Origin of the sequence: Halomonas sp. KAO, from assembly GCF_015595025.1 — a bacterium.
Taxonomy (GTDB): Bacteria; Pseudomonadota; Gammaproteobacteria; order Pseudomonadales; family Halomonadaceae; genus Halomonas.
Window position 1 is genome coordinate 5,794 of sequence record NZ_JADNRL010000018.1, and the last position, 26,949, is coordinate 32,742.

The following is a 26,949-nucleotide window of genomic DNA, read 5'->3' on the forward strand; positions in this document are numbered from 1 at the left end:
TCTCCAGCGCTCCTCATCCTGTGGAACAGGAGTCTCCATGACACTCAATCCTCTTCACGATTGGAACCTCGCCCCGGCGGCGGCTATCAGCCTGCAGAAGCGCCTGGCCGGGCGTATCGAACGGGAGGATCGCCTGGCCGAGGTGCGCCATCTCGCCGGCGTGGATATCGGCTTCGAACAGGGCGGCGAGATCACCCGAGCCGCCGTGGTGGTGCTGGCCTGGCCGCCGGAGGCCGGCGGTGAATTCTCGGTGGTGGAGCGGGTGGTCCATCGAGAGCCGACGCGGATGCCCTATATCCCGGGGCTGCTGTCGTTTCGTGAGGTGCCGGCGGCGCTGGCGGCATTCGAGCGGTTGAGCGTACGGCCCGATCTGGTGATGGTGGACGGTCAGGGCATTGCGCATCCGCGGCGGCTCGGGGTGGCCAGTCACCTGGGGCTGTGGCTCGACCTGCCGACCATCGGCGTGGCCAAGTCGCGGCTGTGTGGTCGTCACGCCGAGCCGGGCGCCGAACGGGGAGAGTGGACGCCGCTGGTCGACGGTCCTGACGATGAGGTGATCGCGGCGGTGCTGCGCTCGCGGCCCAGGGTGAAGCCGATCTTCGTCTCCACCGGCCACCGGGTCTCGCTGCCCACGGCCCTCGAGTGGGTGACGGCGTGTCTGCGGCGTACCAAGCTGCCGGAGCCGACCCGGCTGGCGGACCGCCTGGCCTCGCGTCGCGGGGGAGAGGGTGACCCGGCGCCATGAGCAGGGGAGGCGGTTGAGAGACCCACGGCCGACATCGAGGCGAGCCGCCGCTGCGCTATACTGCCGGCTCACTCCCCCAGCGAGCCGACCATGACCCCAGCCGTTGACCCCCTTGCCGCGACCCGCCAGTGGGTGGAGACCTTCGTGGTCGCCCGCAATATCTGCCCCTTTGCCGGCCGAGAGGTGGCCCGCGACACCATCCGCTATGTGGTACAGGATGCCAGCGACTGGGAGCCTGCCCTGCTGGCGCTGGTGGCCGAATGTGAGCGTCTCGACGAGACGCCCGGCATCGAGACTACCCTGCTGGTGCTGACACCGGGGCTAGCGGCCTTCGATGACTATCTGGATTTTCTCGAGATAGCCGAGGCGCTGCTGGTGGACCAGGGCTATGAAGGGGTCTATCAGCTAGCCAGCTTTCATCCGGACTACTGCTTCGCGGATGCCGAGTCGGAGGATCCCGCCAACTTCACCAACCGCTCACCCCTGCCGATGCTGCACCTGCTGCGCGAGGCAGGGCTGGAGCAGGCACTGGCTCACTACCCCGATCCCGAGGCGATACCCGAGCGCAATATGGCGGCGCTGCGCGAGGAGGGCCATGCTGGGCTCAGCACGGCACTCGCCAGGCAGCGGGGGCAGATCGATGACGACTGGTTGCTGTAAGAGGCTCTCATCCCCATAGTCTATGGTGAAGGATGATCGACCGACTCACATGAGCCAAGTATAAGGAGACGTCATGAGCATCGAGAACACCGCAAGTGCACAGTGGAAGGGTAGCCTTAAGGAGGGGGGCGGTTCGCTCTCCACCGGTAGCGGCGCACTCAAGGAGACGCCCTATGACTTTCGCCGCCGCTTCGAGGGTGCCGAGGGCACCAACCCCGAAGAGCTGATCGGGGCCGCCCATGCGGGCTGTTTCTCCATGGCATTGTCGCTGGTGCTGGGCGAGGCGGGCTACACCGCCGACAGCATCGACACCCAGGCCAAGGTGACCCTGGATCCGGACAGTCTGACGGTCACCGATGTCCACCTGACCACAGTGGGCCGCGTGCCGGGTGCCGATCAGGCGGCCTTCGAGGAGGCGGCCAACGGCGCCAAGGAGAACTGCCCGATCTCCAAGCTGCTGACCGCCAGGATCACCCTGGAGGCCAAGCTGGAGGGCTGACCGACGGGGACAGTCCCCGTTAGTCATCACGCCGGGGCTGCCGAATGGCGGTCCCGGCGTTGTTATTGTGGTCACCAAGACGCCGCCTTGTCGTCGTCGCCTCAGGCGGGGGATTCGGCCTCACGGCGGCGGCGCATTGCCGCCTTCGCCAGGGCACGGATCAGACGCTGCTGGGGGCGGTTGAAGATCAGCCACTCCGGGTGCCACTGCACGCCGATCAGGAAGTCGTGCTCGCGAGACTCGATGCCCTGCACCAGGCCATCGCGATCCCGGGCGACGATTTCGATGCCGCGCCCGGCCTGCCTGACGGCCTGGTGGTGCAGGCTGTTGATGCGACACCAGCTGACCCCCAGGATGCGATGTAGCTGGCTATCCCCCACGATATCCACGGTCTTGCGCGGCAGCACGGTGCGGCGCCGCTTGAGCCCCTCGTGAGTGGTGTAGATATCCGGGTCCAGGGTGCCGCCCAGGTAGACGTTGATCAGCTGGGCGCCACGGCAGATGCCGAGCACCGGCGTGCCCCAGGGGATAAAGGTCTCGAGCAGTTCCAGCTCCAGCTCGTCGCGCTGCGGGTCGACACGCACGTCGATCTGCACCTCGGCGTCATAGAGGTGGGCCTGGATGTCGTCACCACCGCCGATGATCAGGCCGTCGAGGTGTTCCGGCCAGGGCCTTGAGGGCGATAGTCGAAGAGGGCGGCCGCCGTGGCGCCATACCGCAAACCAGTCGAAGAGCCAGGCGGTATGACTCTTGCGATCCGAGGTGGTGATGCCGATCAGTGGACGCTTGCTCATGATGCCTTCACCCAGCGGCGCAGGTTCAGCCACAGCCGAGTGAGCGGCGAGCGAGTGTGCTTGGCCACATAGCCGGCGGCGCGGCGCCTGAGCGTATCGGTGTCGGCGGCCAGCTTCTCCACCTCCAGCCAGCGGTTCCACTCGACCGCCGAGCCCCAGTCGGGCTGTGAGAGTCGCGCGTCGGGCAGCCGGTAGTGGAAGGTGGGGCGCCCCTTGACCAGCTTGTTGCGAAACAGCTCGTGGGGGTAGTCGGGCCGCAGGTGGGCGAACAGCGGGGTCATGTCGAGCTCGCGGTTACGGGTCGGGTTGTCGGCCAGATAGTCGCGGATCAGGGTATCAATATCCGGGGTGTAGTCCGCCGCCAGTATTTTCAGGGCGTAGGCCTTGGGAAAGGGGTTGGCGTGGGGCAGGACCTCACGGGTGATATCGACGTCGATCTGCTCACGCAGCCACTCGGCGGTGAGCAGATAGGCGCGCAGGTGGTCGAGCAGGCTGTCGACTTCGAGACTGGGGACCTCGGGGTTGAGGTGCAGGCCGAAGCCATAGAGCAGGCTGTCGTCGGTTCCCTTGGCGCCATGCTTACGCAGCGCCGCGAACAGCGCATCGAGCTGTTCGAGTTCATTCCAGGGAATCGGTGGACAGACGATCTCGGTGGGCACCAGGCCGATGACCACATCGCCGATCAGCTCCCGGGCGCGGCTATGCAGGTCGACTCGCATCTGGTGGCGGTGACGCTCCCATTCGCTCTCGCCGCTGGGCATGGCATCCAGCACTTCCGTGTCGGGATGGGCATACTGGGTGTCGAGCTCGATGGTGAAGGTGCCCCAGCGAGTTTCTTCCACCTTGAGACGGTGGGGGCTGAGCGCCTTGACCTCTCCGCCGAATAGGGCGCACACCACGGCGGCGGTATCCTGAGGTGGCAGGCCCGCAAACTCGATCTCGACACCCACGCGGCGGGTTTTGCCCTCGTGAGACGTGGGCTCGGGTGGCGATAGTGGCGTCATGGCGGCATCCTGTGCGTCACATGGGAGCGTCTGGGAGCGTATCATACTGACCTCTGCCTACGGCGCCTCGCTTACCCATCGACATGGAGGTGTGATGTACCCCTACCGCTGCCTCGGCCTATGCGCAACCACCTGGGCGTTACTGTTTGGACTCCTGCTGAGTCTTGGCGCCTGGCTGCTGCCCGTGGCATCCGCTCAGGCGCAGTCGGTCAACCTGCCGGGCCTGGTGACCTCCGCGGAGGATCAGCAGCAGCATGACCCCCAGGCCTTCCAGGAGTCGCTGCAGCGTATCATCGCCACCCTCGAGGATGCCGAGCGGCGTGGCCAGCTGCTGGAGAGCCTGCAGGACCTGCAGAGCGTGCATGGCGAGTCAGTCGAGGAGCACGGCATCGCCCCGCGGGAGGGACTGCTCGGGGCCCTGGCGGAGACCATCAGCGACCTGGGCCAGCAGGCCGAAGGGGACGCGTCACCGGTGGCACACTGGAAGGCGCAGCTCAACCAGGGCTGGCATGACCTGAGCGCCCTGGTGGCCGAGACCGGTAACGCCGACCTGATTCGCTTCACGATCGAAGCCATGGTGCTGTTGATGATCTGGGGTGGGCTGCTGGTGATCCTGATCGCCCTCGGGCGATTGCTGGCCAGGCGTCGCGGCTGGCCCCTGGACCTGCCCCGGGAGCCGCGTGCCTGGCTGCTCAGTGTGCACTTCCTGCGTCGCATGCTGCCCTGGGCCCTGGCCTTCGTGCTGGTGTTGGGGGTGGGCCAGCTGGTGCCGCCCAGCAGTGGGCGCGTGCTGGCACTGGTGGTGGCCTATGTCGCGCTGTGTGGTCGCACCCTGTCGGTGGTGGTGGAAACCTTTATCTCGGAGTTTACCCGGGGGCATCGCTTCGTGGCGGTACAGCTGGTGCAGAACCATGGGTTGCGTCCGTTGTTCGTGATCGGTGCTCTGGTGGCGCTGGGAGATGCCTTCAACTCCGGACGCCTCACCGTGCTGCTCGGTGCCGAGCTGGCCGGCCTGCTCTCGGTGCTGGCCAATATGCTGGCGGCGCTGCTCAGCGTGCGTTTCATCTTCCGGTTCAAGCGGCCCATCGAACATATCATCCGCAATCGGCCCTGGCGTGAGCGCCGCGAACCCGGTGCCAGTGCCAGTATCGTGCAGGTGCTGGGCAGCCTGTGGCACGTGCCCGCACTGCTGCTAGTGGGTGGCTCGCTGGTTGCGATCTTCGTGACCGGGGGTGACGTGGGCACCGCCCTGGCGCGCTCCATCATCTCGGCGGCACTGCTGGTGCTGGCACTGGTGGTCACCGGCCTGGTGCGTCGCCATGGCGAGCGGCGCAAGCGGCGTCAGCGCCGGCGTCGCGTCAGCCAGTATCGCGTGCGCCTCGAGCGCTTCGGGTATGTACTGGGCCATGTTGCGGCCTGGGTCGCCTTCGCCGAGCTGTTCCTGCAGGTATGGGGCGGCTCGCTGCTGGGCGTCGGCAGCGAGGGGGTCGCCAGTGCCCGTATCGGCCAGGCGCTGATGGCCATCGCCCTGACCCTGCTGCTGGCCTGGCTGGCATGGATCTTCGCCGACACCGCCATCCAGCGCGCCCTGACCAGTTCGGTGCGCTCCCGTGGGCGGCGTGTCAATCAGGCCCGTGCCCAGACCATCACGCCGATGATCCGCAACGTCATCTTCACCACCATCGTGATCATCGCGGCCATCGTCGGGCTGGCCAATCTGGGGGTCAATGTCACGCCGCTGCTGGCCGGTGCCGGTGTGATCGGCCTGGCGCTCGGTTTCGGCGCCCAGACGCTGGTGCAGGACCTGATCACCGGCATCTTCATCCTGATCGAGGACTCCCTGGCCGTGGATGACTTCGTCAAGATCAACGGCCATATGGGCACGGTGGAGGGGCTGACGCTGCGCACCGTGCGCCTGCGTGACCTCGATGGCATCGTGCATATCATCACCTTCAGCCGCATCGAGTCGATCCACAACATGTCGCGGCAGTTCGGCATCGCGCTGATGAAGATACGCATCCCCTACGCGATGCCGATCGACGACGCCATCACCCTGATGCAGGAGACCGCCCAGGCGCTGCGTCAGGACCCGATGATGCGTCACTACATCTGGTCGCCGCTGGAGATGCAGGGGATCCACGCCTTCGAGGATGGCTGCCCGATCCTGCGGATGCGCTTTCGTACCGCACCCGAAATGCAGTGGGACGTCTCCCGCGCCTTCAACCTGCTGCTCAAGCAGCGCATGGAGGCCCAGGGTGTCGATCTCGGCGTGCCACGGCTCAGCGTCAGCATGGAGGGGCGAGGTGGTGGCCGCCTGGATGGCGCCAGCGAGTACGGCGACGACCAGGCCAGTGAGCGCGATGCATCCGGCCGCGCTCCGGGGCGTGCCGGCATCGCCGACCCTCACCACCAGACGAGCAGCAGTGGCGGCTCGCCTGATCCGGGCTAGTCGCCCAGCCTAGAGTGAGTCGCCCATGATTAAGGTCGAACGTCAGGACAGTCTCCACCTCAAGATTTCCCGCGTGCTGCAGGAGGAGACCTCGCACCGGCTCGATCTCTTTCTGTTCGTGCCGGGGGAGCTGGGCCTGACCGGTCAGGTGATTCCCGAAGAGGACTTCTATCACGGCTCCATCTATGTGAAGCGTACCTACTTCAGCGACCGCTATCGCTTGCCGCTGGTACTCAGCCGCCTGGCCGAGCGCGGCAAGCTCGATGCCGAGCACTATCGGCTTAGCCTGAGCCTCTATGCCTACCAGTATGTGGTGGCCATGGAGGGCGCGATTCAGCCGCTGATCGATGATGTGCGGCGCGCCAGGAAGGACGAGAAGGTGGAAAAGGCCGAGAGGGAGAGGGAGGAGGAGGGAGACGCCCAGGCCAAGGGCGTCGATAGACGCGCCTGCGAGCCGCGTTCTCAGCCGCAGAAGGCGTCGGAAAGCGAGCAGATGTCGGAGCTGGAGCACAGGCTGGCCGAGCATGTCGACCTGGCGGTCAGTATTCTCAGCCGCCTGCGGCGTCAGGAGCCCAGTGACGAGAGCCTGCACCGCTATTTCGCCACCATCGACAACTACCTCTCCTGGTTTACCGAGCAGCGCCTGCTGGCGCTGCTCGCCGGGCTGCCCCGGGGGTCACGCTTTCGCCCGATACGCGCACGGCTGGTGGAGATCAGTCGTGCCGAGGATGCCTACCGCCGCGAGCGAGAGTACAACTCCGCCCGGGTGACCCGTGACCCGACGCGGATGTCCAACAAGATGCGTCTGCTGCGTCGGCTGATCGAGCACCCGGTGACACTCAAGCAGAAGAACCAGGAGCTGGGCGGTGCCGAGCAGAAGGCGGTAAAGGCGATGGCCACCGCGGTGGTGATGATATTCGTCTCCCTGGGTCTGCTCGAGATCCGCACCGTGCTGGCCGACCTCACCGCGCTCTTCGTGCTGGCCATGGCCGGCATCTACGCCCTGCGTGAGGTGTTCAAGGATGATCTGCGCAATACCCTGTGGCGGCTGCTGCGTCGTGGCCGCCCCAAGTGGCGTCGCCAATACCTGGATCCGACTCGCGACCAGGTGGTGGGGCGCCAGCTGGAGTGGTTCGACTACAAGCGTTTCAACCGCCTCGACGATGAGATCAAGCGTGTGCGCAAGCGCAGCGTGGCACAGCGCGAGGAGGTGGTGCTGCACTATCGCTCCAGCTCGCGGATGTCGCCGACCCGCTTCCTGAGCGGCTACGACCACACCCGCGAGACCCTGACACTCGATCTGTCGCCGATCGCCAGGTTGATGGACAAGAGCAGTCGCCGTGTCTACCGGCTGGGGGAGGGGGACCAGGTCCTGCGTGAGGAGGTGGAGAAACGCCACCTCTTCAACCTGGTGATTCGCGAAACCCAAGGCAGTGCCCCCGCCACCCTGCAGCGCTGGAAGATCGTCATGAGCCGCTCGCGCATCGTCGATGTGGAGCGGGTCCACGCCGAGGGGCCGGGGCACGAGGAGGCGTCCGACCCCGATTGAGGCAAGGGGCGGCTGCCCCTGCCCGTGGCGGTGCCGCGCCTCGGCGCTCCGGGCTCAGGCTCTCAAATTCCCAGGTTCTCGGGCCCGAAGGCATCGGGCAGCAGTTCGGCCATGGTGTATTGCTTGAGCAGATTGCCGTCGGCATCCACCACGCGGATACGGGTGTGCTCGTCGGCGAACTCGCGGATGCGCTGGCGACAGTCGCCACAGGGCGTGCACAGCTGCTGACCGGGGCCGATCACGTAGACCTCGCGCAGGCGGCGTTCGCCGGCGCTGGCCATGGCGGCGATGGCGGAGGCCTCGGCGCACAGCCCCTTGTAGTGGGCCACCTCGACGTTGGCCCCGGCGTAGCGGCTACCGCTTTCGCTGACCACCACGGCACCCACCGGATGCCGCGAGTAGGGAGCGTAGGCGCGGTTGCGTACCGCCACCAGCGTCTCGATCAGGCTTGGATCCAGCGTGTTCATGCGTCGGCCTCGCTGCCACCTTGGTGGTGGTCGTCGAGCAGCACGGCATCCAGCGCCACCCGCATCATGTCGTCGAAGCTGCGCTCGCGGGCGCTGCTGTCCAGCGAGTCGCCTTTGAGAATATGGTCCGAGACCGTGCAGATGGTGGCCGCGCGGGCGCCGAACTCGGCGGCCACGCCGTAGAGGCCGGCGGCCTCCATCTCCACGCCGACGACCCCGTAGCGCCGCAGCAGCTCGGCGGTGTCGGGGCGCGGGTCGTAGAAGAGATCGGCCGAGAACAGGTTGCCGACGCGGGTGGTCACGCCCAGCTTGTCGGCGGCATCGACCAGGGCACGGCTCAGGGCGAAATCGGCGGTGGCGGCGAAGTCCATGCCGGCGAAGCGCGCACGGTTGACGCCCGAGTCGGTAGAGGCCCCCAGGCCAATCACCACATCGCGCAGCGCCACATCATCGCGCACCGCGCCACAGGAGCCGACCCGGATCAGCCGCGTCACCCCGTACTCGGTGATCAGCTCCTTGGCATAGATCGACACCGATGGAATGCCCATGCCGTGGCCCATGACCGAGACCCTGCGGCCGCGATACGTGCCGGTGTAGCCGGCCATGTTGCGCACGCGGTTGACCTGCCTGGCGTCGGCCAGGTAGGTCTCGGCGATGTACTGGGCGCGCAGCGGGTCGCCGGGCATCAGCACGATGTCGGCGAAGTCGCCCGGGGCGGCGTCGATATGCGGGGTTGCCATCAGCACTCTCCTTGAGCGTTGGAGCCTGAAGAACAGGAAGGAAGGAAATTCGCGCCGTCATCCATGGCCGGCAAGCCGAGCCAGGTGGCCAGGCTCTGACCGATATCGGCGAAACTGTCACGGGCCCCCAGGGGGCCGGGCGCCAGGCCGCCGCCCAGGGCCAGCACCGGCACCTGCTCGCGCGTATGCTCGGTGCCGCGCCAGGTGGGGTCGCAGCCATGGTCGGCGGTGAGAATCAGCAGGTCGTCCTGCTTGAGCCTGGCCAGCAGCTCGGGCAGCCGGGCGTCGAAGGCCTCCAGTGCCGCGGCGTAGCCGGCGACGTCGCGGCGGTGACCGTAGAGGGTGTCGAAGTCGACGAAATTGGTCATCACCAGGGTGCCGACCGGCTCGTCGCCCGAATCATCGAGGGCCGCCAGGGTGGCGTCCATCAGGGCCTCATGGCCGCTGGCCTTGAGGGTGCGCGAGATGCCGCAGTGGGCGTAGATATCGGCGATCTTGCCGATGGCGATCACCTCGCCGCCGGCGTCGTGAAGCCTCTGCAGCACGGTGGGCGATGGCGGCTCGATGCTGTAGTCACGCCGATTGCCGGTGCGCGTGAAGCCGGTCGCTGCGTCGCCCGTGAAGGGGCGGGCGATGACCCGGCCGATGTTGTAGGGCTCGAGCAGGCGCCGGGCCGTCTCGCACAGGGCGTAGAGTCGCTCGAGGCCGAACGCCTCTTCGTGGGCGGCGATCTGAAATACCGAATCGGCCGAGGTATAGACGATCGGCTTGCCGCTCGCCAGATGCTCCGCGCCCAGGCGGGCGATGATCTCGGTGCCCGAGGCGTGGCAGTTGCCCAGCACGCCGGGCAAGTTGGCGTCGCGGATCAGCGCCTCCAGCAGCGCCTCGGGAAAGCTGTTGTCGCGCTCGAGGAAATAGCCCCAGTCGAAGCGTACCGGCACGCCGGCAAGCTCCCAGTGGCCGGAGGGAGTGTCCTTGCCCGAGGAGATCTCGGCGGCATGACCCCAGGCGCCGATCACGTCGCTGGGCGGCGTCACCCCCTCGGCCCAGGCGCCGGTGGCGGCATGATGGGCATGGAACAGCCCCAGGCGCGCCAGGTTCGGCAGCGACAGCGGACCGCTGCGCGCCTCCGGGCCGGTGGTGGAGTCCTGGGTAGGCTCGCACTCGCCGCGGGCACAGGCGGCGGCGATATGGCCCAGGGTGTCGGCGCCTGCATCGCCGAACTGCTCCGCATCGGGGCCGGCGCCGATGCCGAAGGAGTCGAGGACGAGCACGATGGCGCGGCGATGCTTGCCGTGAGTCATTGGGTCTCTCCCGGGAGTCGTTGATGGATCGGCGCCGGCGCCGTGGCGGCGGCGTCACCCACGACCATGGCCGCACGCACCTGGGCCGCGGCGCGCTCGGCGGCGTCATGGTTGGCGGCGTGGACAAGCGCCAGCGGGCGCTCGGTGTCGACCGCCTCGCCGATGGCGGCCACCTCGCTCAGGCCGACTGCCGGGTCGATGGCGGCGCCGGGGGTGCGGCGTCCACCGCCCAGCTCGACCACCGCAAGCCCCAGGGCGCGGGTGTCCAGGCGCTGGACGATGCCGGCGCGCTCGGCCGGCACCGCCAGGGTGACCGGCGCTCGGGGCAGGTGTCGTTCGGGGTGGTCGAGCAGGTCACCAGGGCCGCCCAGGCCTGCCACCATGCGGGCGAAGCGGTCGGCGGCCTCGCCCGAGGCCAGCGCGGCCTCGAGCCGGGCCTCGGCGGCGGCCGGGGTGTCGGCCAGGCGACCGGCGATCAGCAATTCACGGGCCAGGCGGCGCGTCACCTTCATCAGGCGGCTGTCGCCCCGCTTGCCGGTCAGCGCACGGATCGCTTCGTGCACCTCCAGGGCATTGCCGGCGCAGGGGGCCAGCGGCTGGCTCATGTCGGTGACCAGTGCGGTGGTCGGCGTGCCGGCGCGGGTCGCGACATTGGCGATCGAGGCGGCTAGCTCCAGGGAGGCGGCATGGGTGGGCATGAAGGCGCCGCTGCCGCTCTTGACGTCCATCACCAGGGCGTCGAGCCCGCAGGCGAGCTTCTTGCCGAGGATCGAGGAAACGATCAGCGGCAACGACTCCACCGTGGCGGTGACGTCGCGGATGGCGTAGAGGCGCTTGTCCGCCGGGGCCAGCTCGCCGCTCTGACCGACGATGGCCACGCCGACCTCGCGCACCAGCCGGCGGAAGGTGGCGGTGTCCGGGGTGACGCCGTAGCCCGGGATCGCCTCGAGCTTGTCCAGGGTACCGCCGGTGTGGCCCAGGCCGCGGCCGGAAATCATCGGTACGTGACCGCCGCAGGCGGCGACCAAGGGCCCCAGCACCAGCGAGACCAGATCGCCCACGCCACCGGTGGAGTGCTTGTCGAGCACCGGACCGGGCAGGTCGTCCCAGGCCAGGATGACGCCGGAGTCGCGGATGGCGGTGGTCAGCGCTACCGTCTCGGCCTCGTTCATGCCGTTGAGGGTGATCGCCATGGCCAGCGCACCGACCTGGGCATCGGAGAGCCGGCCGTCGGCGACGCCGTTGACCAGCTCGCCGATCGCAGCGGCGTCCAGGGCATGGCCGTCACGCTTGGCGCGGATCAGCTCCTGGGGTAGCGGCGAGGCCATCTCAGTACCCCTTCTGACCCTCGACCGGCGCCATCGCCAGGTCCAGCGTTTGCAGCAGGTCGTCGAGCAGGCCCGAGGCGCCGAAGCGGAAGTGCGCCGGGGTGATCCAGTTGGCGCCCATCACCCGCTCGGCCAGCTGCAGGTAGGCCTGGGCATCCTCGACGCTGCGCACACCGCCGGCGGCCTTGAAGCCTACGCTGCGCTGCAGCGTGGGGGCGCTGGCCTTGATGGTCTCCAGCAGGATCTCGGCTGCCTCGAGCGTGGCGTTGATCTCCACCTTGCCGGTGGAGGTCTTGAGGAAGTCGGCACCGCCCTCGATGGCCAGCTCGGCGGCGCGACGAATCAGCGCCGGCTGCTTGAGCTCGCCGGTCTCCAGGATCACCTTGAGGGTCGCGTCCCCGGCGGCCTGGTGGCAGCAGGCGACCAGCTCGCGGCCGGTCTCCTCATCGCCGGCCAGCAGGGCGCGGTAGGGAAACACCACATCCACCTCATCGGCACCGGCGGCGACCGCCTCGCGGGTCTCGCGGGCGGCGGCCATGATGTCGTCGCCGCCATGGGGGAAGTTGGTCACCGTGGCCACCCGGATCCTGTCCGCCAGGTCCAGCGCCTTGAGGGTGCGCTTGGCGGTGGTGACGAAGGCGGGATAGACGCAGATCGCCGCCGGGGTGCCGGCGGTGGTGCGGGCGCGGCGGCACAGCGACTCGATGCGAGCATCGGTATCGTCGTCGTTGAGGCTGGTCAGGTCCATCAGCGCCAGGGCCTGGCGTGCGGTGCGCTTGAGATCGTGGGTCATGGTCGCGTCCATAGGTCGTGAAGGATAGGTCGTGAAGGTTTAGGCGCCCGGATGGCCCGGGCGCGGTGAAGAGCGGGTATCAGCCCAGCGCCGACAGGGCCATGAAGAATCCGGCGATGGAGGCTGACATCAGATTGGACAGTGTACCGGCCAGTACCGCCTTCAGGCCGAAACGGGCGATCTCGTGGCGGCGACTCGGGGCGATGCCGCCTAGCCCGCCTAGCAGAATGGCGATCGATGACAGGTTGGCGAAGCCGCACAGGGCGAAGGAGAGGATCGCCATGGTATGGGCGCTCATGACCTGGCCGGTGGCGGCCACCACCTGCTCGCCGCTGAGATAGGGGCTCAGGTTGATGTAGGCCACGAACTCGTTGACCACGATCTTCTGGCCGATGAAAGAGCCGGCAAGCGTGGCCTCCTCCCAGGGGATGCCGAGCAGGAAGGCGAGGGGTGAGAACAGCCAGCCCAGGATCCACTCCAGGCTCAACGCCTCGAAGTCGAACCAGCCGCCGATGCCGCCCAGGATGCCGTTGATCAGGGCGATCAGGCCGATAAAGGCCAGCAGCATGGCGCCGACGTTGGCGGCCAGCTTGAGGCCCGAGGAGGCGCCGGAGGCTGCCGCATCGAGTACGTTGCTGGGCCTGTCCTCGTCTTCCTCCCACTCCTCTTCGACCTTCGAGATGCTGTCTTCGGGGGCGCGTGTCTCGGGCATGATCAGCTTGGCGAACAGCAGGCCGCCCGGCGCGGCCATAAAGGAAGCGGCGATCAGGTACTCCATGGGTACCCCCATGGCGGCGTAGCCGGCCAGCACCGAGCCTGCCACCGAGGCCAGGCCGCCGCACATCACCGCGAACAGCTGTGAGGGCGTCATGCGGGCGATGAAGGGGCGCACCACCAGTGGGGCCTCGGTCTGGCCGACGAAGATGTTGGCGGTGGCCGAGAGGGACTCAGTACGCGAGGTGCCCAGCGCCTTTTGCAGCACACCGCCGAGGATGCGGATGACCCACTGCATGACCCCGATGTAGTAGAGCACGGCGATCAGCGATGAGAAGAAGATGATGACCGGCAGCACCTTGATGGCGAAGACGAAGCCGATGCTGTCCATATCGGCCAGGCCGCCGAAGACGAAGCCGATGCCATCGTTGGCATAGAACAGCACCTGGGTGACGGCATCGGACAGCGTCTTGAGCACCGTCTTGCCGAAGGGCACGTAGAGCACGAAGGCGCCGATGCCGAGCTGGATGGCGAAGGCACCGACCACCGTGCGCAGGCGGATCGCGCGGCGATCGTAGGAGAAGAGCAGGGCGATGGCGATCAGCGTCATCATCCCGACAAGGCTCATGATGAGGGTCATGGGTGTCCCCTTTGGGCGTGAGTTCGGGTCTACAGCAGATTGAACTTGAGGGTATAGATCATGGCGTTCTGATACTGCCCCGGCGTGCCAAGCTTGTTGTCGGCGTAGCGGTACTGAACCCCGGCGGTGAGACGGCGATGGGGATGCCACCACAGGCTCAGGGCACCGTTGGTCCCTACCTCACCGGCCTTGTCACCGATGTAGTTCTGGCGCAGATAGTCATCGTCGCGGTCGAAGGTTTGCTCGTGCCACTGGGTGAGGCTGAACGCCTGATCCAGGACGCTGAAGTCGTAACCGGCGACCCAGCCGGCCATGAAGCCATTCATGCCGGTAAAGCCGTCACTCTGCACTCGCGCGGCGCCGAGAAATGGCTTGAACCACAGCCCGTTGTCGAAGGTGTGGCGATAGCCGAGCCCGAGGATCTGGTCCTGTTCACGCGCCTCAAAGCCGTAGTCGCGAAAGTCGTAGACGTGAGCGTAGACCGAGAACGGCGTCTCGCCCATATAGAGATGCGTGGTCACCTTGGCGGCGGTGCGGAAGTTGTCCTTGCCTCCACTGTCTTCGTCGAAGCGGTCGTTGCCCGGATTCTCGAAGTCAAGAAAGCCGTAGAACTCTCCCCAGCTGTAGCCAGCACCGCCCTCGAGCTCGAGATAGACGAAGTCGCTCTTGGCGGCGTTGCTCGCGGTACGTGTCTCGCTGCCGCTAGACCAGTCGAGGTAGTTGGCGGATACGTTGGCGAAGGACCACAGCGGGGTCGCAACGCCGTCGGCCTGGGCGGGAACGACACTGAACAGCAGGCCGGTGCCCAGGCCGAGAAGGGAGAGATGGCGAATCATGAACGGGTCTCGATGGCTGGCGTTGCGGTTGTCGCCCTGGGGGGCGTGGCTCACGTGAAAAGTATAACAGACAGTGTTATTTTTCTAACATTTTCATCTTGCCGCGAGGGCTCGTTGCATGGCGCAACGCATCAATGAACGCAGCGCACGGCGGGTAGCACGGCTGGCCGAGGTGCTGGCGGAGCGGGGTCGCCTGCGCCTGGCGGAGGCGGCGACCCTGTGTGGTGTCTCGCCGATGACCGTTCGTCGTGACCTGGCCGCGAGTGATGGCGAATTGATGCTGATGGGGGGCTACCTGGTGCGTGCCGCCGACCCGCGCTACGCCCCGGTCTACGATCTCGACGATCAGCGGGACCGCCAGGCCGCCGCCAAGCGTGAACTGTGCCGTCAAGCGGCGGCCCGGGTCGAGGAGGGGGATACCCTGTTCATCGATTGCGGCACCACCCTGACGCCGCTGGTGGCCGAACTGGCCGACTATCGAGAGCTCACCGTGGTCACCTACGCCCTCAACGTGGCCAGCGCCGTGGCTCGCCACCCGGGGCTTCGCCTGGTGTTACTGGGTGGGCTCTATCACCCGGCCTCGCAGTCCTTCGAGAGCGATGCGGTGGATTCGGCCGTTGGGCGCCTGGGCATCAACCGCGCCTTCCTCTCGGCGGCGGGGGTGCATCCTCGCCATGGTCTGAGCTGCTTCCACTTTCATGAGGTAGCCCCCAAGCGTGCCGCCATCGCCATGGCCGGTGAACGTATCCTGGTGGCCGATGCCACCAAGCTGGGGGTGATCCGCCCGGCCCGTTTCGGCACCCTCGACGATATCGATCTGCTGATCAGCGACGCCGAACCGGCAACGTCGCCTCGGGTGGAGTAATGTCACCTTCGGCGTGATGAAGAAGCGTTAACGGATCCTGCTCAGGGTCAAGGCAAAAGGCCCGGCTCGTTGCTATCTTGAGTCTACAAGCCTCTGAACCCGCTGGAGAACGTCGATGCAAGCCGCCGATATCATGACCCGTAACGTCATCACCGTAGGCCGTGACAGCGAGGTGCGAGAGATCGCCAGCCTGCTGCTCGAGCATGGCATCAGTGCCGTGCCGGTGGTGAGTGACAGCGATGAGGTGCTGGGTATCGTCAGCGAAGGCGATCTCATTCGGCGGGTCGAGGATGACAAGCGCAAGTCCTGGTGGCTGCGGCTGTTTGCGGTCAATGACCCCGGCGAGTACGTCAAGTCTCATGGTCGCCGCGCTCACGAGATCATGACTCCCGACCCGCTGACCATCGGCGAAGATATGCCGCTTGCGCAGATCTCGCGGCTGCTGGAGAAGCATCACATCAAGCGGGTACCGGTCGTCAGCAACGGCAAGCTGGTGGGTATCGTCAGCCGTGCCAACCTGCTCCAGGGGTTCGCCGTGGTCGATCCGGAGACTGCCGCGACCAGCGCCGATGATCGCGAGATTCGTGAGGCGATTCGCAAGGAGATCGATCAGAACACCGGCGTGCTGGTGGACCGCATCAACGTGATCGTCAGTCAGGGCCAGGTGGAGCTGTGGGGCCTGGTGGAGAACGACACGGAGCGCATGGCGGCTCAGGTCGCGGCCGAGAATGCTGCCGGCGTCAAGGAAGTAAAGAACAACCTGGGCTATGTGCCGCGTGGCTTCGGCGGCGCTTGAGAGGGTGCCGCATGGTTTTGCGGCGCCAACGTCAAATACGAGGCGGGCGGCCCCAGGGCCGCCCGCTTCTTTTATGCACCTGCTCGAGCTCTTGAACTCTCGAGCCTTCGAGAGTCGACGCTACGCCTCATCGGGCGTGGGCTGATTCGCTTTCGCGATCTTCTCCAGGGCCTGGCGCAGGCTATCGATGGCGCGCTGGTGGTGGTGAAGCTTCTCCATCCCGAACAGGCCGATGCGGAAGGTCTGAAAGCCGTCGCCCTCGTCGCACATCAGCGGTACCCCGCCGGCGATCTGCAGGCCCTCCTCGGCGAAGCGTCCCACCATGCCGGGGTCATCGGTGTAGCTGACCACCACGCCGGGAGCCTCGTAGCCGGGGGCGGCCACGCTCTTGAAGCCGTAGTCGGCGAGCAGTTCACGCACGCCGCTGCCCAGCGCCTGCTGCTCGTCACGCAGCTTGTCGAGGCCGTACTGGTCGATCTCGAGCATGACGTCACGCAGCTTGACCAGGCCGTCGGTGGGCAGGGTGGCGTGATAGGCGTGCCCGCCATTCTCGTAGGCCTCCATGATCGTGAGCCACTTCTTCAGATCACAGGCGAAGCTGGTGCTGGTGGTCTCCTCGATGGTCTCGCGGGCCAGCCGCGACAGCATCACCATGGCGCAGCAGGGCGAGGCGCTCCAGCCCTTCTGCGGCGCGCTGATCAGCACATCGACACCGAGGTCCTGCATGTCCACCCACATGGCGCCGGAGGCGATGCTGTCGAGCACCAACAGGCCACCCTCCTCGTGGATGGCGTCGGCCACCTGGCGAATGTAGTCGTCCGGCAGCATGATGCCCGAGGCCGTCTCGACATGCGGGGCATAGACGATGTCGGGCTGAGCGTCACGAATGGCGTCGATCACGTCCTGGAGCGGCGCCGGGGCGAACGGTGACGTGGCATCGTCCTCGTCCAGGCGACGCGCCTTGCGTACATTGACATCGCCGGCGATCTGGCCCATCTCGAGAATCTGGCTCCAGCGGTAGCTGAACCAGCCGTTGCGCAGAATCAGGGCACGCCGATTCTTGGTGAACTGGCGGGCAACGGCCTCCATGCCGAAGGTGCCGCTGCCGGGCACGATTACAGCGCTGTGGGCGTTGTAGACCCTCTTGAGGTGTGCGGAGATATCGCGCATCACCTCCTGGAAGCGCGCCGACATGTGATTCAGTGAGCGGTCGGTATAGACCACCGAGTACTCCAGCAGGCCATCGGGGTCGACATCGGGAAGCAGGCCGGGCATCTCTCTCTCCATGGTTGTTCTAGCCTTCCAGTGTGAAGGCAATTGGTATTTCAAGCATATTCGCATTGCTCGTTCGGGGCCAGCCGTGGCAGCGGCTCGAAAAGGGCAATGGCACTCTTAGCCAGGCTGGCTCGCCTGGATGGCGGTGAGGGCGATGGTGTAGACGATATCGTCGACCAGCGCGCCACGCGACAGGTCATTCACCGGTTTGTTGAGGCCCTGCAGCATGGGGCCGACGCTGACCACCTGGGCGCTGCGCTGCACCGCCTTGTAGGTGGTGTTGCCGGTGTTGAGGTCGGGGAACACGAAGACCGTGGCGCGACCGGCTACCGGGGAGTCGGGTGCCTTCTGACGACCCACGCTTTCGATGGCGGCGGCGTCGTACTGCAGCGGCCCGTCGATGCAGAGCTCGGGGGCACGCTCCCTGGCCAGACGCGTGGCCTGACGAACCTTCTCGACGTCGGCACCGGAGCCGGATTCGCCGGTGGAGTAGCTGATCATCGCCACCCGCGGCTCGATGCCGAAGGCCGCCGCCGAGCGGGCGCTCTGGATGGCGATCTCGGCGAGGGTCTCGGCGCTCGGGTCTGGGTTCACCGCGCAGTCGCCGTAGACCACCACCTGCTCGGGCAGCAGCATGAAGAAGATCGACGATACCTGGCGGTAGTCCGGCGAGGTCTTGATCAGCTGGAAGGCGGGGCGCACGGTGTTGGCGGTGGTGTGCACCGCACCGGAGACCAGGCCATCGACCTCGTCCTCGGCCAGCAGCATGGTGCCGAGCACCACGTTGTCCTGCAGCTGGGCCTCGGCGGTGAGTTCATTCAGCTTGCCGGCACGCCGCGCCACCATGGGGGCCACATAGCGCGACCGGATGGTATCGGGGTCGATGATCTCGAGTGCCTCGGGCAGTTCGATGCCGCGCTGTCGGGTGACCTCCTCGATCTCCTCGCGTCTGCCGAGCAGCACGCACCGCGCGATGCCGCGTTGCTGGCAGATCACCGCCGCCTCCAGGGTGCGTGGCTCGCTGCCCTCGGGCAGCACGATGCGCCGGTCGGCCTGCTGGGCCAGCTCTACCAGCTGATGGCGGAAGGCGGCGGGGGAGAGTCGGCGGGGGTAGCCGCGGCTCAGGGTGGCCTTGAGCCAGTGCAGATCCAGATGGCTGGCGACGAAGCGGGTCACCTGCTCGGCGCGTTCGGCATCATCGATGGGAATGTCGTTGGCCATGTGGTCGAGACGCTTGGCGGTCTCGAAGCTGTCCGAGTCGACCGACAGCACCGGCAGGCCGGTGCGCAGCGCGGGGCGGCAGATCTCCACCATCGACTCGCCGGGTTGTTCGCCGTGGGTGAGCAGCACGCCGGCCAGGGGCACGCCGTTCATGGTGGAGAGGGCGGTGGCCAGCAGAATATCGTCTCGGTCGCCGGGGGAGACGACCAGCCGCCCCGGCTTGAAGACGTGCAGTGCGCGGTAGGCGCTGCGCGCACACAGGCTGGTGTCCATCACCCGGCGCGTGGCGGCATCGCCTTCATGCAGGAAGCGGGCGCCCAGCGCGCGGGCCACATCGATGATGCGCGGGGCGGAGAGGGCGTCGTGCCAGGGCACGGCGCCGATCAGCCGGAACTGCTCGCCATCCAGCGCCGGCAGATGCCGGCGCAGGGTCTCGGCAAGCGCCCCGTTGCTATGGGCGGCCAGCTCCGGGGCGGCCAGCGAGGGATTGCCGGCAGCGGCAGGCAACGGCCGCACGCGCATCAGGATGCACCCCAGGGTGCGCGCGGAGCGCGTGCCATCGAAGGGCTGGGCATGGATGTCGAGCTGCTCCGCCAGCTGGCGCGGATTCTCGAGGTCGCCATCGGCCACCAGGATCACCCGGGCGTCCAGGGCGCGAGCCAGTTCGGCATTGAGAAGACCGGCATAGCTGCTCTGGGGGGCGGCGACCAGTCCCTCGACGACGACCAGATCCGGGCAGGTCTCCTCATCGCCGCAGGCGACGCGGGTGTGCCGGGCGACGGCTTCTTCCATCAGCTCGGCAATGCGGTCGTCGCGCAGCAGCCGCTCCAGGCGTGCCTGGGGGAGCGGCTCGGGAGGCGTGAGCCCCAGGGTGGTTCGAGCCAGCGCCGTGGAGCGATCCGAGCCGGGCCCGTTGATGTCATCCTGGCGAAAGGGGCGCATGAAGCCGGCCCTGAGGCCCAGGGTGTCCAGGGCGCGTATCAGCCCCAGGCAGGCCGAGGTCAGGCCGACATTGGCGCCGGTGGGGACCAGCAGCAGGGTGCGGGGTTCGGGGCGTGTCGCGCTGGTGCTCATGCGGGGGCCTCGCTGAGGAGTTGACGGGTCTCGAAGGCGATCTGGCCCTCTTCATCGGTGGGAATCACCCACAGCTCGGGGCCGCTGTCATCGGCATCGATGCGCCCCTCCTGGCCGCCCACGGTGGCGGCGTTGGCGGCGGCCGAGAGGCGCAGCCCGAAGTGGGGCAGGGCCTCCACCACCCGGGCGCGTACCGCACTGGCGTTCTCGCCGATGCCGCCGGTGAAGACGATGCCGTCGAGCCGGGGCAGGGCGCAGGAGAGGGCGGCCAGGGACTTGGCGATGCGATAGCAGAACACCTCGATGGCGAGCTCGGCGCCGCAGTGGTGCTCGGCGGCGGCCTGTTCCAGGCGACGCATGTCGTTGGAGAGCCCGGAGAGGCCCAACAGCCCGCTCTCCCGGTTGAGCAGGGTGTCGATGCGCTCCAGCGACCAGTCGAGCTGGCGGCTCAGGTGGGCATGCAGGCCGGGGTCGACATCGCCGCTACGGGTGCCCATCACCAGGCCCTCCAGCGGCGTCAGCCCCATGCTGGTATCCACGCTCCGGCCCTGCCACACCGCGCAGGTCGAGCAGCCGTTGCCCAGATGGGCGATCAGCCAGCCGCCATGGGGGCGATTGGAGAGGTGGTCGACGCGCTCGCTGACATAGGCATGGCTGCTGCCGTGGAAGCCGTAGCGACGAATCCCGTGGCGGGCGTAGAGATGCTGGGGCAGGGCATAGCGGTAGGCGCGTGGCGGCAGGCTCTGATGAAAGGCCGTATCGAAGACCGCGACCTGGGGCAACTCGGGAAACAGCTCCAGGGTGGCGCGTACCCCGATCAGGTTGGCGGGGTTGTGCAGCGGTGCCAGGGCGCCGGTGCTCTCGATGGCACGCAGCACGGCGGGGTCGATGCGGGTGGCGGCGGTGAACCGCTCGCCACCATGCACGATGCGGTGGCCCACCGCGGCCGGTGCCGGACCGCTCAGAGCGTCGAGAATCGCCGCCATGGCTTCGGTATGGTCGGCGCCGTGCAGCGGCCGGGAGAACTCGTGGCCGTCGGCATCAATGCCCTTGAGGCGCGCGTCGCCGCCGCCCAGGCGTTCGGCCAGGCCCGACTGGCGTGGCTGGCTGGGGGCGTCGGAGACCACGGCATACTTGATGGAGGAGGAGCCGCAGTTGATCACCAGGATCGGGGCACGCATCGAGGAGCCTCGTGGACAGAATAAGACGCTAGGCTACCATGGGGCTTCGATCTCGGACGTACCCCTCACTTGATGCGCGTCATGCTTCGGTTCGAAGCATCGGTCGCCATCCCGTTTACGCTCGCAATACCGTTTACGCAAGGAAGCCCCATGTCGAAAGCCGCCGCACTGCCTCGTCCACTGGCCATCATGCTGCTGTGCAGCGTGGCCACGCTGTTTGCCACCAACCATGTCGCCGCCCGGGTCGCCTTCGATGAAGGTACCGGGCTGCTGCTGGCGATACTGGTGCGCTCCTGTGTGGCCGTGATGGTGTTGGGTAGCCTGGTGCTGCTGCAGCGCAAGTCGCTGCGCCTGCCGGCGGGTACCGCCGGTTGGCAACTGCTGGTGGGGCTGTTGATCGTGGTGCAGAGTCTCTCGCTCTATTCGGCGGTGGCGCGGATTCCGGTGGTGGTGGCGCTGCTGCTGATGAACACCGCGCCGATCCAGCTGGCGCTGCTCAACTGGGCGCTGGGTGGGCCGCGACCGACGCTACGCGCGGCGCTGGTCATGGGGGTGATTCTCGCCGGCCTGGTCGTGGTGCTGGACGTGCCGACCTGGTTCGCCGACCCTGCCGCCATGGGGCCCGACTGGTTGCTTGGCGTGGGCCTTGGGCTGACTGCCGCGCTGGTGTTCGCCGTGGCCATCTGGATCACCGAGCATCGTCTGGCCGCCGTGGGCAGTACCCTGCGCAGCCTGCTGACCATGCTCACGGTGCTGGTCAGCATGCTGGCGGCCGGCGCCGCCGGCCTGGTGCCGGGCGGCATGGACCTGCCCCAGAGCGCTGCGGGTGCCTGGGGGCTGGCCGCGCTGGGGCTGTTCTACGGCGTGGCCTTCTCCATTCTGTTTATCAGCGTGCCGCGCCTGGACATGGCGCGTAACGCCCCGGCCATGAACATGGAACCGGTGGCGGCGCTGGTGCTCGGCTACCTGGTGCTTGGCCAGACGCTGTCGTCCGTGCAGCTGCTGGGCGGCGGCTTGGTGCTTACGGGCATCGTGATACTGGGGCTCTCGAAACAGGAGTAGGAAGCAGGAGCAGGAGGCGCCTATCGCTTGCCGGTAATCACCGGCAGGGCACCCTTCTCGATACGCAACTGCAGTTCAGCGAACTTGCCGAGCAGTTCGCCGTCGGCCGTGACCCGATGTTCCTGCTCCATCTGGATGCGACAGGCGGCAGTGGCGTACTGCTCGACGCTGTCGTTCTCGCTGGGGGGCGCCCCCTGGTAGCGGGTGATCAGAAAGGTCCACAGCAGCTCCCACCAGGGGCGGGGGCGCACGGCGACGAGGGTCAGTCGTCCACTCCGGGGAGAGGCGCCGGGGACTCGCGTGCCGCCGCCGAAGAAGGCCCCCGAGGCGATGGCCAGCGATAGCCAGCGCCCCTCGATGCGCTCATCATCGGTGTGGATGGTGGCCTTGAAGCCACGCGTCAGGCCCAGGCGACGCAGCTGCGGTAGCATGGCCGCATAGCTGAAGCGACCCAGCCAGCGCTTGAGGCGTGTCGAGGCCTGGGTCGTCGGCAGGGTGCCCAGGCCGATATGCACCACATTAAGGAACAGCTGGTCGTCGAGCCAGCCGACATCGACCCGCTCGACTCGTCCCCTGGCGATAACCCGGCAGAGGGCGTCGGGATCTTCCGGCAGGTGGAGGTTGCGCGAGAAGTCATTGGCGGTGCCGGATGGCAGCACGCCGAGGGTGGCACCCCGGTCCAGGCATACCCTGGCGGCCCGGTTGACGGAGCCGTCGCCGCCGGCGACCAGCGCGGTGTCGTCGGTTTCGAGCGCCGTCTCCCAGTCATCATCGGCCAGGTCGCATACCCGATGTGTCGTGATGCCGGCATGCTCGAGGCGCGGCTTCCAGAAGTCTGCGCCGCGGGAGCCGCTTCCGGCACGAGTGTTGGCGATCAACCAGTAACGCATCCCTGATTCCTTTCCCGATGAGTCAGCCCTGCCTGCGTGATACCTGCGTGATAGATGAGTATAGCCAGGCAGGGTGGTCGATGGTATGTCGCGACTCGCCGACGCTTGATAGCGCAACGTTGCACATTTGTCCCTTGATACTTCGTCGTAGAGGGGCCACACTTGAGGGTGTTAGGAAACACTGTTCGTTAATGAGGAGTGCGTTATGAAGACCCTTACCATTGCCACCGTGACTTCCGCCCTGCTTGCCGCCGGTGCTACCGCCGCCCAGGCCCAGCAGCCTCCCTATCCCCAGGGCTATGTGGGCGGTGACGCCATGTTCTGGGAGCTTGATCCGGATGGCCCGGCAAGCAGCCGCGACAGTGTCGGCCTGCGGGTCAACGGCGGCCTGAAGTTCAACGACTTCTTCGCCGTGGAGGGTCATCTGGGGGGTGGCGGATCGGATGGTCCGGTCGAGCTGGACTCCCTGGTGGGACTCTACGCCAAGGGCATCCTGCCGGTTTCCCAGGAGTTTCGTCTCTATGGCCTGGCCGGCATGACCGAGGTGGACGGGGATGTCGATAGCGAGTCCGGCTTCTCCTACGGCGCCGGTGCCGAGTTCGATGTGGCGCCCAATGTGGCACTGGGTGCCGACTACATGCGCTACCTCGACGAGGATCAGTACACCTTCGATGCGGCAAGCGTGGGTGTGCGCTACCGCTTCTGATGCTCGCTGGCAGTCGCCGTCAATGCAAGCGCCCCCACCGTTCGGTGGGGGCGTCGTCCTGTCAGACTGGCTTGTAGAGTTCGGCGCCCTGGTCGCGGAACTTCTCAGCCTGCTCCTCCATGCCCTGCATCACCGCCTCCTGGTCGCCGTCGAGGCCCTTGTCCTTGGCGTAGTCGCGGACTTCCTGGCTGATCTTCATCGAGCAGAACTTGGGACCGCACATGGAGCAGAAGTGTGCCACCTTGGCGGAGTCCTTGGGCAGCGTCTCGTCGTGGTACTCCCGGGCGGTGTCCGGGTCGAGGCCGAGGTTGAACTGGTCCTCCCAGCGAAACTCGAAGCGTGCCTTGGACAGGGCGTTGTCGCGACGCTGGGCGGCCGGATGGCCCTTGGCCAGATCGGCGGCGTGAGCGGCAATCTTGTAGGTGATGATGCCGGTCTTCACATCTTCCTTGTTGGGTAGCCCCAGGTGTTCCTTGGGGGTCACGTAGCAGAGCATGGCGCAACCGTACCAGCCGATCATCGCCGCACCGATGCCGGAGGTGATGTGATCGTAACCGGGCGCGATGTCGGTGGTCAGCGGCCCCAGGGTGTAGAAGGGCGCCTCGTCGCACTCGACGAGCTGCTTGTCCATGTTCTCCTTGATCAGGTGCATGGGCACGTGTCCCGGCCCCTCGATCATCACCTGGACGTCGTGCTGCCAGGCGATGCGGGTCAGCTCCCCCAGGGTCTCGAGCTCGGCAAACTGCGCCTCGTCATTGGCGTCGGCCACCGAGCCGGGGCGCAGGCCGTCGCCCAGCGAGAACGCCACATCGTAGCGCTTGCAGATCTCGCAGATCTCCTCGAAGTGCTCATAGAGAAAGCTCTCCCGGTGGTGGAAGAGGCACCACTTGGCCATGATCGACCCGCCCCGGGAGACGATGCCGGTGACCCGCTTGGCGGTCAGCGGCACGTAGCGCAGCAGCACCCCCGCGTGGATGGTGAAGTAGTCGACGCCCTGCTCGGCCTGCTCGATCAGGGTGTCGCGGAACACCTCCCAGGTGAGGTCCTCGGCCACGCCGCCCACCTTCTCCAGCGCCTGGTAGATGGGCACGGTGCCGATCGGCACCGGGGCGTTGCGGATGAGCCACTCGCGGGTCTCGTGGATGTTCTGCCCAGTGGAGAGGTCCATGATGGTATCGGCACCCCAGCGGATGCCCCAGGTCATCTTGTCGACCTCCTCTTCGATGGAGGAGGTGACTGCCGAGTTGCCGAGGTTGCCGTTGATCTTCACCAGGAAGTTGCGACCGATGATCATCGGCTCGGATTCCGGGTGGTTGATATTGCAGGGGATGATCGCCCGGCCGGCGGCCACCTCGTCGCGCACGAACTCGGGAGTGATCTCGTCGGGGAGGCGGGCGCCGAAGCCCTGGCCGGCGTGCTGGTGGCCGAGGATGCGTTCGACTTCCTCGGTCCCCAGAGCTTGCCTGCGTTGATTTTCGCGAATGGCGATAAATTCCATCTCCGGGGTGATGATGCCCTGACGGGCGTAGTGGAGCTGGGTGACGTTCTTTCCTGCCTTGGCGCGACGGGGCGTGCGGGTCAGGTCGAAGCGCAGGTTGGCGAGCATCGGGTCGTTGGCGCGGCGCCGGCCATACTCGGAGGTCGGGCCGTCGAGCCACTCGGTGTCGCCGCGTTCATCGATCCAGGCCCGGCGCAGCTCGGGCAGGCCGCGGCGCAGGTCGATCTCGGCCTCGGGGTCGGTGTAGGGGCCGGAGGTGTCGTACACCAGCAGCGGTGGGTTCTGCTCATCCGGGCCCTCGCTGGAGGTGCGGGTCGGCGAGAGAGCGATCTCGCGGAAGGGCACGCGTATATCGGGGCGCGAGCCCTCGATGTAGAGCTTGCGCGAGCCGGGCAGCGGCTGGATGGCGGCCTCGTCGACGCGGGCGCTCTCGGCGAGGAAGTGGGCGGTCTTGCTCATGGTGTTCTCCCCTGGGTTGTCGGAGTCTTGTCAGGGAGGACACAGGCGGGGAGGACAGGGGCCGCGGCATCGGGTGCGCACGGCCTGTCGCTTGATCCCTACGCTGGTCCTAACCAGTTCAGGTTCAACGGGATCCATGCTGTGTCTCCGGTTAGAGAGGCATGATCTCAGCCGTCTTCAACGGCACCCCGTCAAGCGTGGTTGCCGACGACGCTGGGTCGTCGGCTGGTGTTTGCCGGCCGCGTCGCTAGACGCTGCTGGCAGTGTGGTGCTGGGTAAGCATGGCGTCGCTGTCGATCGCGGCGATGGCGTCAGCGGCTCGCTGCAGTGCCGGCAGGCACTCCAGCGCCTTGTCTCGAGTGAGGCGCATGATAGGCGCCTGAATGGCTATTCCGATATTGGACTTGCCACCCTGAGGATTATTGGCCAGCACGGCAATGCATAACAACCCTGACAGGAACTCCTCGTCGTCGAAGGCATAGCCCTGTTGGCGTACCTCGTCGATCTCCTGTTCCAGCTGGTCCATATCGGTCAGGGTGTTTTTCGTGAAGGCTTTGAGAGGCACCTCGCCCAACAGGCGCCTGCGCTGGGCCGGCGACATCTGTGCCAGAAAGAGCTTGCCGCTGGCGGAGCAGTGCACCGGCACCCGTGAGCCGGGATGGAGATAAAATCGCAGGGCCTCCGAGGTCTCGACCCGGTCCAGGTAGAGGACTTCGCTTCCCGACAGGGCGGTGATGTTACAGCTCTCGCCCACTTCGTCGACCAGCTGACGCAGCACGGCGTGTCGCGCGCCATGCACGGTATCGTTGAGCAGCAGGTTCTCGGCCAGCCGGCGCAGGCGACTGCCCTTGCCATAGTGGCGGCTGTCGGCCTCGCGCTGCAGCATGCCGGAACCTTCGAGCTGCTGCAGCATGCGGTGCAGCGTCGGCTTGGGCATGCCGGTCTCCTCCACCAGGCTTTGCAAGGTGAAGAAGTGATCCTTGTCAGCGATGACTTCCAACAGCGCCAACAGACGCTGTGCAGGAGTGTCGCCTTCTATACGCGTTGTCTCTGTCTTGTGACTGGTCATGGCAGGTCTCCCTTGTGCGCTCAAGGTAGCGTGTTCTGTAAAAGAAATCAATTTGTACCGTTTTACGAGATTTAAGGTTGACCTTTCTCGGGGAGGCGGCTAGATTTGAGTCAGGTTTCGTTATGCGGAACTTTTCGTACCATAAAAAATATATCGGTCGCATTCAGGAGGCCAGCCATGAGCACAGAGAACACCACAGACACCCGTCAGGTCGTGGAAGGCAAGCAGAAGATGACGCCCTCGGAGGCCTTCGTGGAGACCCTGGTCGCCAACGGCGTCACCGACATGTTCGGCATCATGGGCTCGGCGTTCATGGACGCCATGGACATCT

Annotated in this window: 24 protein-coding genes and 1 riboswitch; of the genes, 9 read left to right on the forward strand and 15 right to left on the reverse strand. The window is 66.7% G+C overall.

Annotation, left to right across the window (positions count from 1 at the left end):
• Positions 1-37 precede the first annotated feature (37 nt).
• From nfi to IOC61_RS05955, 3 genes are all read left to right on the forward strand, one after another.
• Positions 38-745, forward strand: a complete 708-nt coding sequence (gene nfi / locus IOC61_RS05945) for a deoxyribonuclease V (RefSeq protein ID WP_195687953.1) — start codon at positions 38-40, stop codon at positions 743-745.
• A 90-nt stretch (positions 746-835) separates the two neighbouring features.
• Positions 836-1,405, forward strand: a complete 570-nt coding sequence (locus tag IOC61_RS05950) for a DUF1415 domain-containing protein (RefSeq protein WP_195687954.1) — start codon at positions 836-838, stop codon at positions 1,403-1,405.
• 73 nt (positions 1,406-1,478) lie between these two features.
• The gene (locus IOC61_RS05955) at positions 1,479-1,904 is read left to right on the forward strand and encodes an OsmC family protein (protein WP_195687955.1); all 426 of its coding nucleotides are present in this window, start codon (positions 1,479-1,481) and stop codon (positions 1,902-1,904) included.
• A gap of 101 nt (positions 1,905-2,005) precedes the next feature.
• Here the strand turns inward: IOC61_RS05955 and IOC61_RS05960 are convergent, their stop codons facing one another.
• Together IOC61_RS05960 and IOC61_RS05965 are read right to left on the reverse strand one after the other, a co-directional pair.
• Entirely contained in the window at positions 2,006-2,698 is a 693-nt protein-coding gene (locus IOC61_RS05960; protein WP_195687956.1) for a gamma-glutamyl-gamma-aminobutyrate hydrolase family protein, read from the reverse strand.
• Positions 2,695-3,702, reverse strand: a complete 1,008-nt coding sequence (locus tag IOC61_RS05965; RefSeq protein ID WP_195687957.1) for an amidoligase family protein — start codon at positions 3,700-3,702, stop codon at positions 2,695-2,697. Before IOC61_RS05965 ends, IOC61_RS05960 begins: the two co-directional genes overlap by 4 nt.
• 94 nt (positions 3,703-3,796) lie before the next feature.
• Between IOC61_RS05965 and IOC61_RS05970 the strand changes: the two genes are divergently transcribed.
• Together IOC61_RS05970 and IOC61_RS05975 are read left to right on the forward strand one after the other, a co-directional pair.
• Entirely contained in the window at positions 3,797-6,151 is a 2,355-nt protein-coding gene (locus IOC61_RS05970; RefSeq protein ID WP_195687958.1) for a mechanosensitive ion channel domain-containing protein, read from the forward strand.
• Between the two features lie 25 nt (positions 6,152-6,176).
• Positions 6,177-7,700, forward strand: a complete 1,524-nt coding sequence (locus IOC61_RS05975; RefSeq protein ID WP_195687959.1) for a hypothetical protein — start codon at positions 6,177-6,179, stop codon at positions 7,698-7,700.
• Positions 7,701-7,762: 62 nt separating this feature from the next.
• Here the strand turns inward: IOC61_RS05975 and cdd are convergent, their stop codons facing one another.
• From cdd to IOC61_RS06010, 7 genes are all read right to left on the reverse strand, one after another.
• Positions 7,763-8,167, reverse strand: a complete 405-nt coding sequence (gene cdd / locus IOC61_RS05980) for a cytidine deaminase (protein ID WP_195687960.1) — start codon at positions 8,165-8,167, stop codon at positions 7,763-7,765.
• Positions 8,164-8,907 carry a purine-nucleoside phosphorylase gene (gene deoD / locus IOC61_RS05985; protein ID WP_195687961.1) on the reverse strand — a complete coding sequence of 248 codons (744 nt, stop codon included), beginning with the start codon at positions 8,905-8,907 and terminating at the stop codon, positions 8,164-8,166. Before deoD ends, cdd begins: the two co-directional genes overlap by 4 nt.
• Entirely contained in the window at positions 8,907-10,211 is a 1,305-nt protein-coding gene (locus IOC61_RS05990) for a phosphopentomutase (RefSeq protein ID WP_195687962.1), read from the reverse strand. Before IOC61_RS05990 ends, deoD begins: the two co-directional genes overlap by 1 nt.
• Positions 10,208-11,539, reverse strand: coding sequence for a thymidine phosphorylase (gene deoA, locus IOC61_RS05995; protein ID WP_195687963.1), 1,332 nt, complete (start codon positions 11,537-11,539; stop codon positions 10,208-10,210). The genes IOC61_RS05990 and deoA overlap by 4 nt, the downstream gene beginning before the upstream one ends.
• Position 11,540: 1 nt before the next feature.
• Positions 11,541-12,344 (reverse strand): deoxyribose-phosphate aldolase, encoded by an 804-nt coding sequence (deoC, locus tag IOC61_RS06000; protein ID WP_195687964.1) that lies wholly within the window; start codon positions 12,342-12,344, stop codon positions 11,541-11,543.
• 67 nt (positions 12,345-12,411) lie between these two features.
• Entirely contained in the window at positions 12,412-13,686 is a 1,275-nt protein-coding gene (locus IOC61_RS06005) for a NupC/NupG family nucleoside CNT transporter (protein WP_195687965.1), read from the reverse strand.
• Positions 13,687-13,715: 29 nt separating this feature from the next.
• Positions 13,716-14,522 (reverse strand): outer membrane protein OmpK, encoded by an 807-nt coding sequence (locus IOC61_RS06010; protein ID WP_195687966.1) that lies wholly within the window; start codon positions 14,520-14,522, stop codon positions 13,716-13,718.
• A 118-nt stretch (positions 14,523-14,640) separates the two neighbouring features.
• On the opposite strand from IOC61_RS06010, the gene IOC61_RS06015 reads away from it, so the two are divergent.
• Positions 14,641-15,387 carry a DeoR/GlpR family DNA-binding transcription regulator gene (locus tag IOC61_RS06015; RefSeq protein ID WP_229332963.1) on the forward strand — a complete coding sequence of 249 codons (747 nt, stop codon included), beginning with the start codon at positions 14,641-14,643 and terminating at the stop codon, positions 15,385-15,387.
• Positions 15,388-15,502: 115 nt separating this feature from the next.
• Positions 15,503-16,183 (forward strand): CBS domain-containing protein, encoded by a 681-nt coding sequence (locus IOC61_RS06020; RefSeq protein ID WP_195687967.1) that lies wholly within the window; start codon positions 15,503-15,505, stop codon positions 16,181-16,183.
• A gap of 120 nt (positions 16,184-16,303) precedes the next feature.
• Here the strand turns inward: IOC61_RS06020 and IOC61_RS06025 are convergent, their stop codons facing one another.
• The 3 genes from IOC61_RS06025 to IOC61_RS06035 all read right to left on the reverse strand — a co-directional run bounded on the left by IOC61_RS06025 (position 16,304) and on the right by IOC61_RS06035 (position 20,934).
• Positions 16,304-17,458: an aminotransferase class V-fold PLP-dependent enzyme gene (locus IOC61_RS06025; protein ID WP_195687968.1), complete on the reverse strand. Its 1,155-nt coding sequence runs from the start codon at positions 17,456-17,458 to the stop codon at positions 16,304-16,306.
• A 117-nt stretch (positions 17,459-17,575) separates the two neighbouring features.
• Entirely contained in the window at positions 17,576-19,753 is a 2,178-nt protein-coding gene (gene pta / locus IOC61_RS06030) for a phosphate acetyltransferase (RefSeq protein ID WP_195687969.1), read from the reverse strand.
• Positions 19,750-20,934 (reverse strand): acetate/propionate family kinase, encoded by a 1,185-nt coding sequence (locus tag IOC61_RS06035; RefSeq protein ID WP_195687970.1) that lies wholly within the window; start codon positions 20,932-20,934, stop codon positions 19,750-19,752. Before IOC61_RS06035 ends, pta begins: the two co-directional genes overlap by 4 nt.
• A gap of 150 nt (positions 20,935-21,084) precedes the next feature.
• On the opposite strand from IOC61_RS06035, the gene IOC61_RS06040 reads away from it, so the two are divergent.
• Positions 21,085-21,996, forward strand: coding sequence for an EamA family transporter (locus tag IOC61_RS06040; protein WP_195687971.1), 912 nt, complete (start codon positions 21,085-21,087; stop codon positions 21,994-21,996).
• Between the two features lie 20 nt (positions 21,997-22,016).
• Here the strand turns inward: IOC61_RS06040 and IOC61_RS06045 are convergent, their stop codons facing one another.
• Entirely contained in the window at positions 22,017-22,886 is an 870-nt protein-coding gene (locus IOC61_RS06045; protein WP_195687972.1) for a diacylglycerol/lipid kinase family protein, read from the reverse strand.
• Between the two features lie 205 nt (positions 22,887-23,091).
• Between IOC61_RS06045 and IOC61_RS06050 the strand changes: the two genes are divergently transcribed.
• Complete coding sequence (locus IOC61_RS06050) at positions 23,092-23,592, forward strand: porin family protein (protein ID WP_195687973.1); 501 nt, start codon at positions 23,092-23,094, stop codon at positions 23,590-23,592.
• 61 nt (positions 23,593-23,653) lie between these two features.
• Here the strand turns inward: IOC61_RS06050 and thiC are convergent, their stop codons facing one another.
• Together thiC and IOC61_RS06060 are read right to left on the reverse strand one after the other, a co-directional pair.
• On the reverse strand, positions 23,654-25,549 hold the full coding sequence (gene thiC, locus IOC61_RS06055; protein WP_195687974.1) for a phosphomethylpyrimidine synthase ThiC: 1,896 nt from the start codon (positions 25,547-25,549) through the stop codon (positions 23,654-23,656).
• A gap of 78 nt (positions 25,550-25,627) precedes the next feature.
• A riboswitch (TPP riboswitch) is annotated at positions 25,628-25,750 on the reverse strand.
• A gap of 46 nt (positions 25,751-25,796) precedes the next feature.
• Positions 25,797-26,618 (reverse strand): IclR family transcriptional regulator, encoded by an 822-nt coding sequence (locus IOC61_RS06060; protein WP_195687975.1) that lies wholly within the window; start codon positions 26,616-26,618, stop codon positions 25,797-25,799.
• Between the last annotated feature and the right edge of the window lie 331 nt (positions 26,619-26,949).

Excerpts from the sequence above, each read along its gene's own strand:
- IOC61_RS05950 (WP_195687954.1), top strand. The coding sequence starts at position 836 with ATGACCCCAGCCGTTGACCCCCTTGCCGCGACCCGCCAGTGGGTGGAG.
- IOC61_RS06035 (WP_195687970.1), bottom strand. The coding sequence starts at position 20,934 with ATGCGTGCCCCGATCCTGGTGATCAACTGCGGCTCCTCCTCCATCAAG.
- IOC61_RS06045 (WP_195687972.1), bottom strand. The coding sequence starts at position 22,886 with ATGCGTTACTGGTTGATCGCCAACACTCGTGCCGGAAGCGGCTCCCGC.
- IOC61_RS06040 (WP_195687971.1), top strand. The coding sequence starts at position 21,085 with ATGTCGAAAGCCGCCGCACTGCCTCGTCCACTGGCCATCATGCTGCTG.
- IOC61_RS05990 (WP_195687962.1), bottom strand. The coding sequence starts at position 10,211 with ATGACTCACGGCAAGCATCGCCGCGCCATCGTGCTCGTCCTCGACTCC.
- deoA (WP_195687963.1), bottom strand. The coding sequence starts at position 11,539 with ATGGCCTCGCCGCTACCCCAGGAGCTGATCCGCGCCAAGCGTGACGGC.
- nfi (WP_195687953.1), top strand. The coding sequence starts at position 38 with ATGACACTCAATCCTCTTCACGATTGGAACCTCGCCCCGGCGGCGGCT.
- IOC61_RS06020 (WP_195687967.1), top strand. The coding sequence starts at position 15,503 with ATGCAAGCCGCCGATATCATGACCCGTAACGTCATCACCGTAGGCCGT.
- deoC (WP_195687964.1), bottom strand. The coding sequence starts at position 12,344 with ATGGACGCGACCATGACCCACGATCTCAAGCGCACCGCACGCCAGGCC.
- IOC61_RS06010 (WP_195687966.1), bottom strand. The coding sequence starts at position 14,522 with ATGATTCGCCATCTCTCCCTTCTCGGCCTGGGCACCGGCCTGCTGTTC.
- pta (WP_195687969.1), bottom strand. The coding sequence starts at position 19,753 with ATGAGCACCAGCGCGACACGCCCCGAACCCCGCACCCTGCTGCTGGTC.
- IOC61_RS05970 (WP_195687958.1), top strand. The coding sequence starts at position 3,797 with ATGTACCCCTACCGCTGCCTCGGCCTATGCGCAACCACCTGGGCGTTA.
- IOC61_RS06060 (WP_195687975.1), bottom strand. The coding sequence starts at position 26,618 with ATGACCAGTCACAAGACAGAGACAACGCGTATAGAAGGCGACACTCCT.
- IOC61_RS06025 (WP_195687968.1), bottom strand. The coding sequence starts at position 17,458 with ATGCCCGGCCTGCTTCCCGATGTCGACCCCGATGGCCTGCTGGAGTAC.
- IOC61_RS05960 (WP_195687956.1), bottom strand. The coding sequence starts at position 2,698 with ATGAGCAAGCGTCCACTGATCGGCATCACCACCTCGGATCGCAAGAGT.
- thiC (WP_195687974.1), bottom strand. The coding sequence starts at position 25,549 with ATGAGCAAGACCGCCCACTTCCTCGCCGAGAGCGCCCGCGTCGACGAG.
- IOC61_RS06015 (WP_229332963.1), top strand. The coding sequence starts at position 14,641 with ATGGCGCAACGCATCAATGAACGCAGCGCACGGCGGGTAGCACGGCTG.
- IOC61_RS05975 (WP_195687959.1), top strand. The coding sequence starts at position 6,177 with ATGATTAAGGTCGAACGTCAGGACAGTCTCCACCTCAAGATTTCCCGC.
- IOC61_RS06005 (WP_195687965.1), bottom strand. The coding sequence starts at position 13,686 with ATGACCCTCATCATGAGCCTTGTCGGGATGATGACGCTGATCGCCATC.
- deoD (WP_195687961.1), bottom strand. The coding sequence starts at position 8,907 with ATGGCAACCCCGCATATCGACGCCGCCCCGGGCGACTTCGCCGACATC.
- IOC61_RS05965 (WP_195687957.1), bottom strand. The coding sequence starts at position 3,702 with ATGACGCCACTATCGCCACCCGAGCCCACGTCTCACGAGGGCAAAACC.
- IOC61_RS06050 (WP_195687973.1), top strand. The coding sequence starts at position 23,092 with ATGAAGACCCTTACCATTGCCACCGTGACTTCCGCCCTGCTTGCCGCC.
- cdd (WP_195687960.1), bottom strand. The coding sequence starts at position 8,167 with ATGAACACGCTGGATCCAAGCCTGATCGAGACGCTGGTGGCGGTACGC.
- IOC61_RS05955 (WP_195687955.1), top strand. The coding sequence starts at position 1,479 with ATGAGCATCGAGAACACCGCAAGTGCACAGTGGAAGGGTAGCCTTAAG.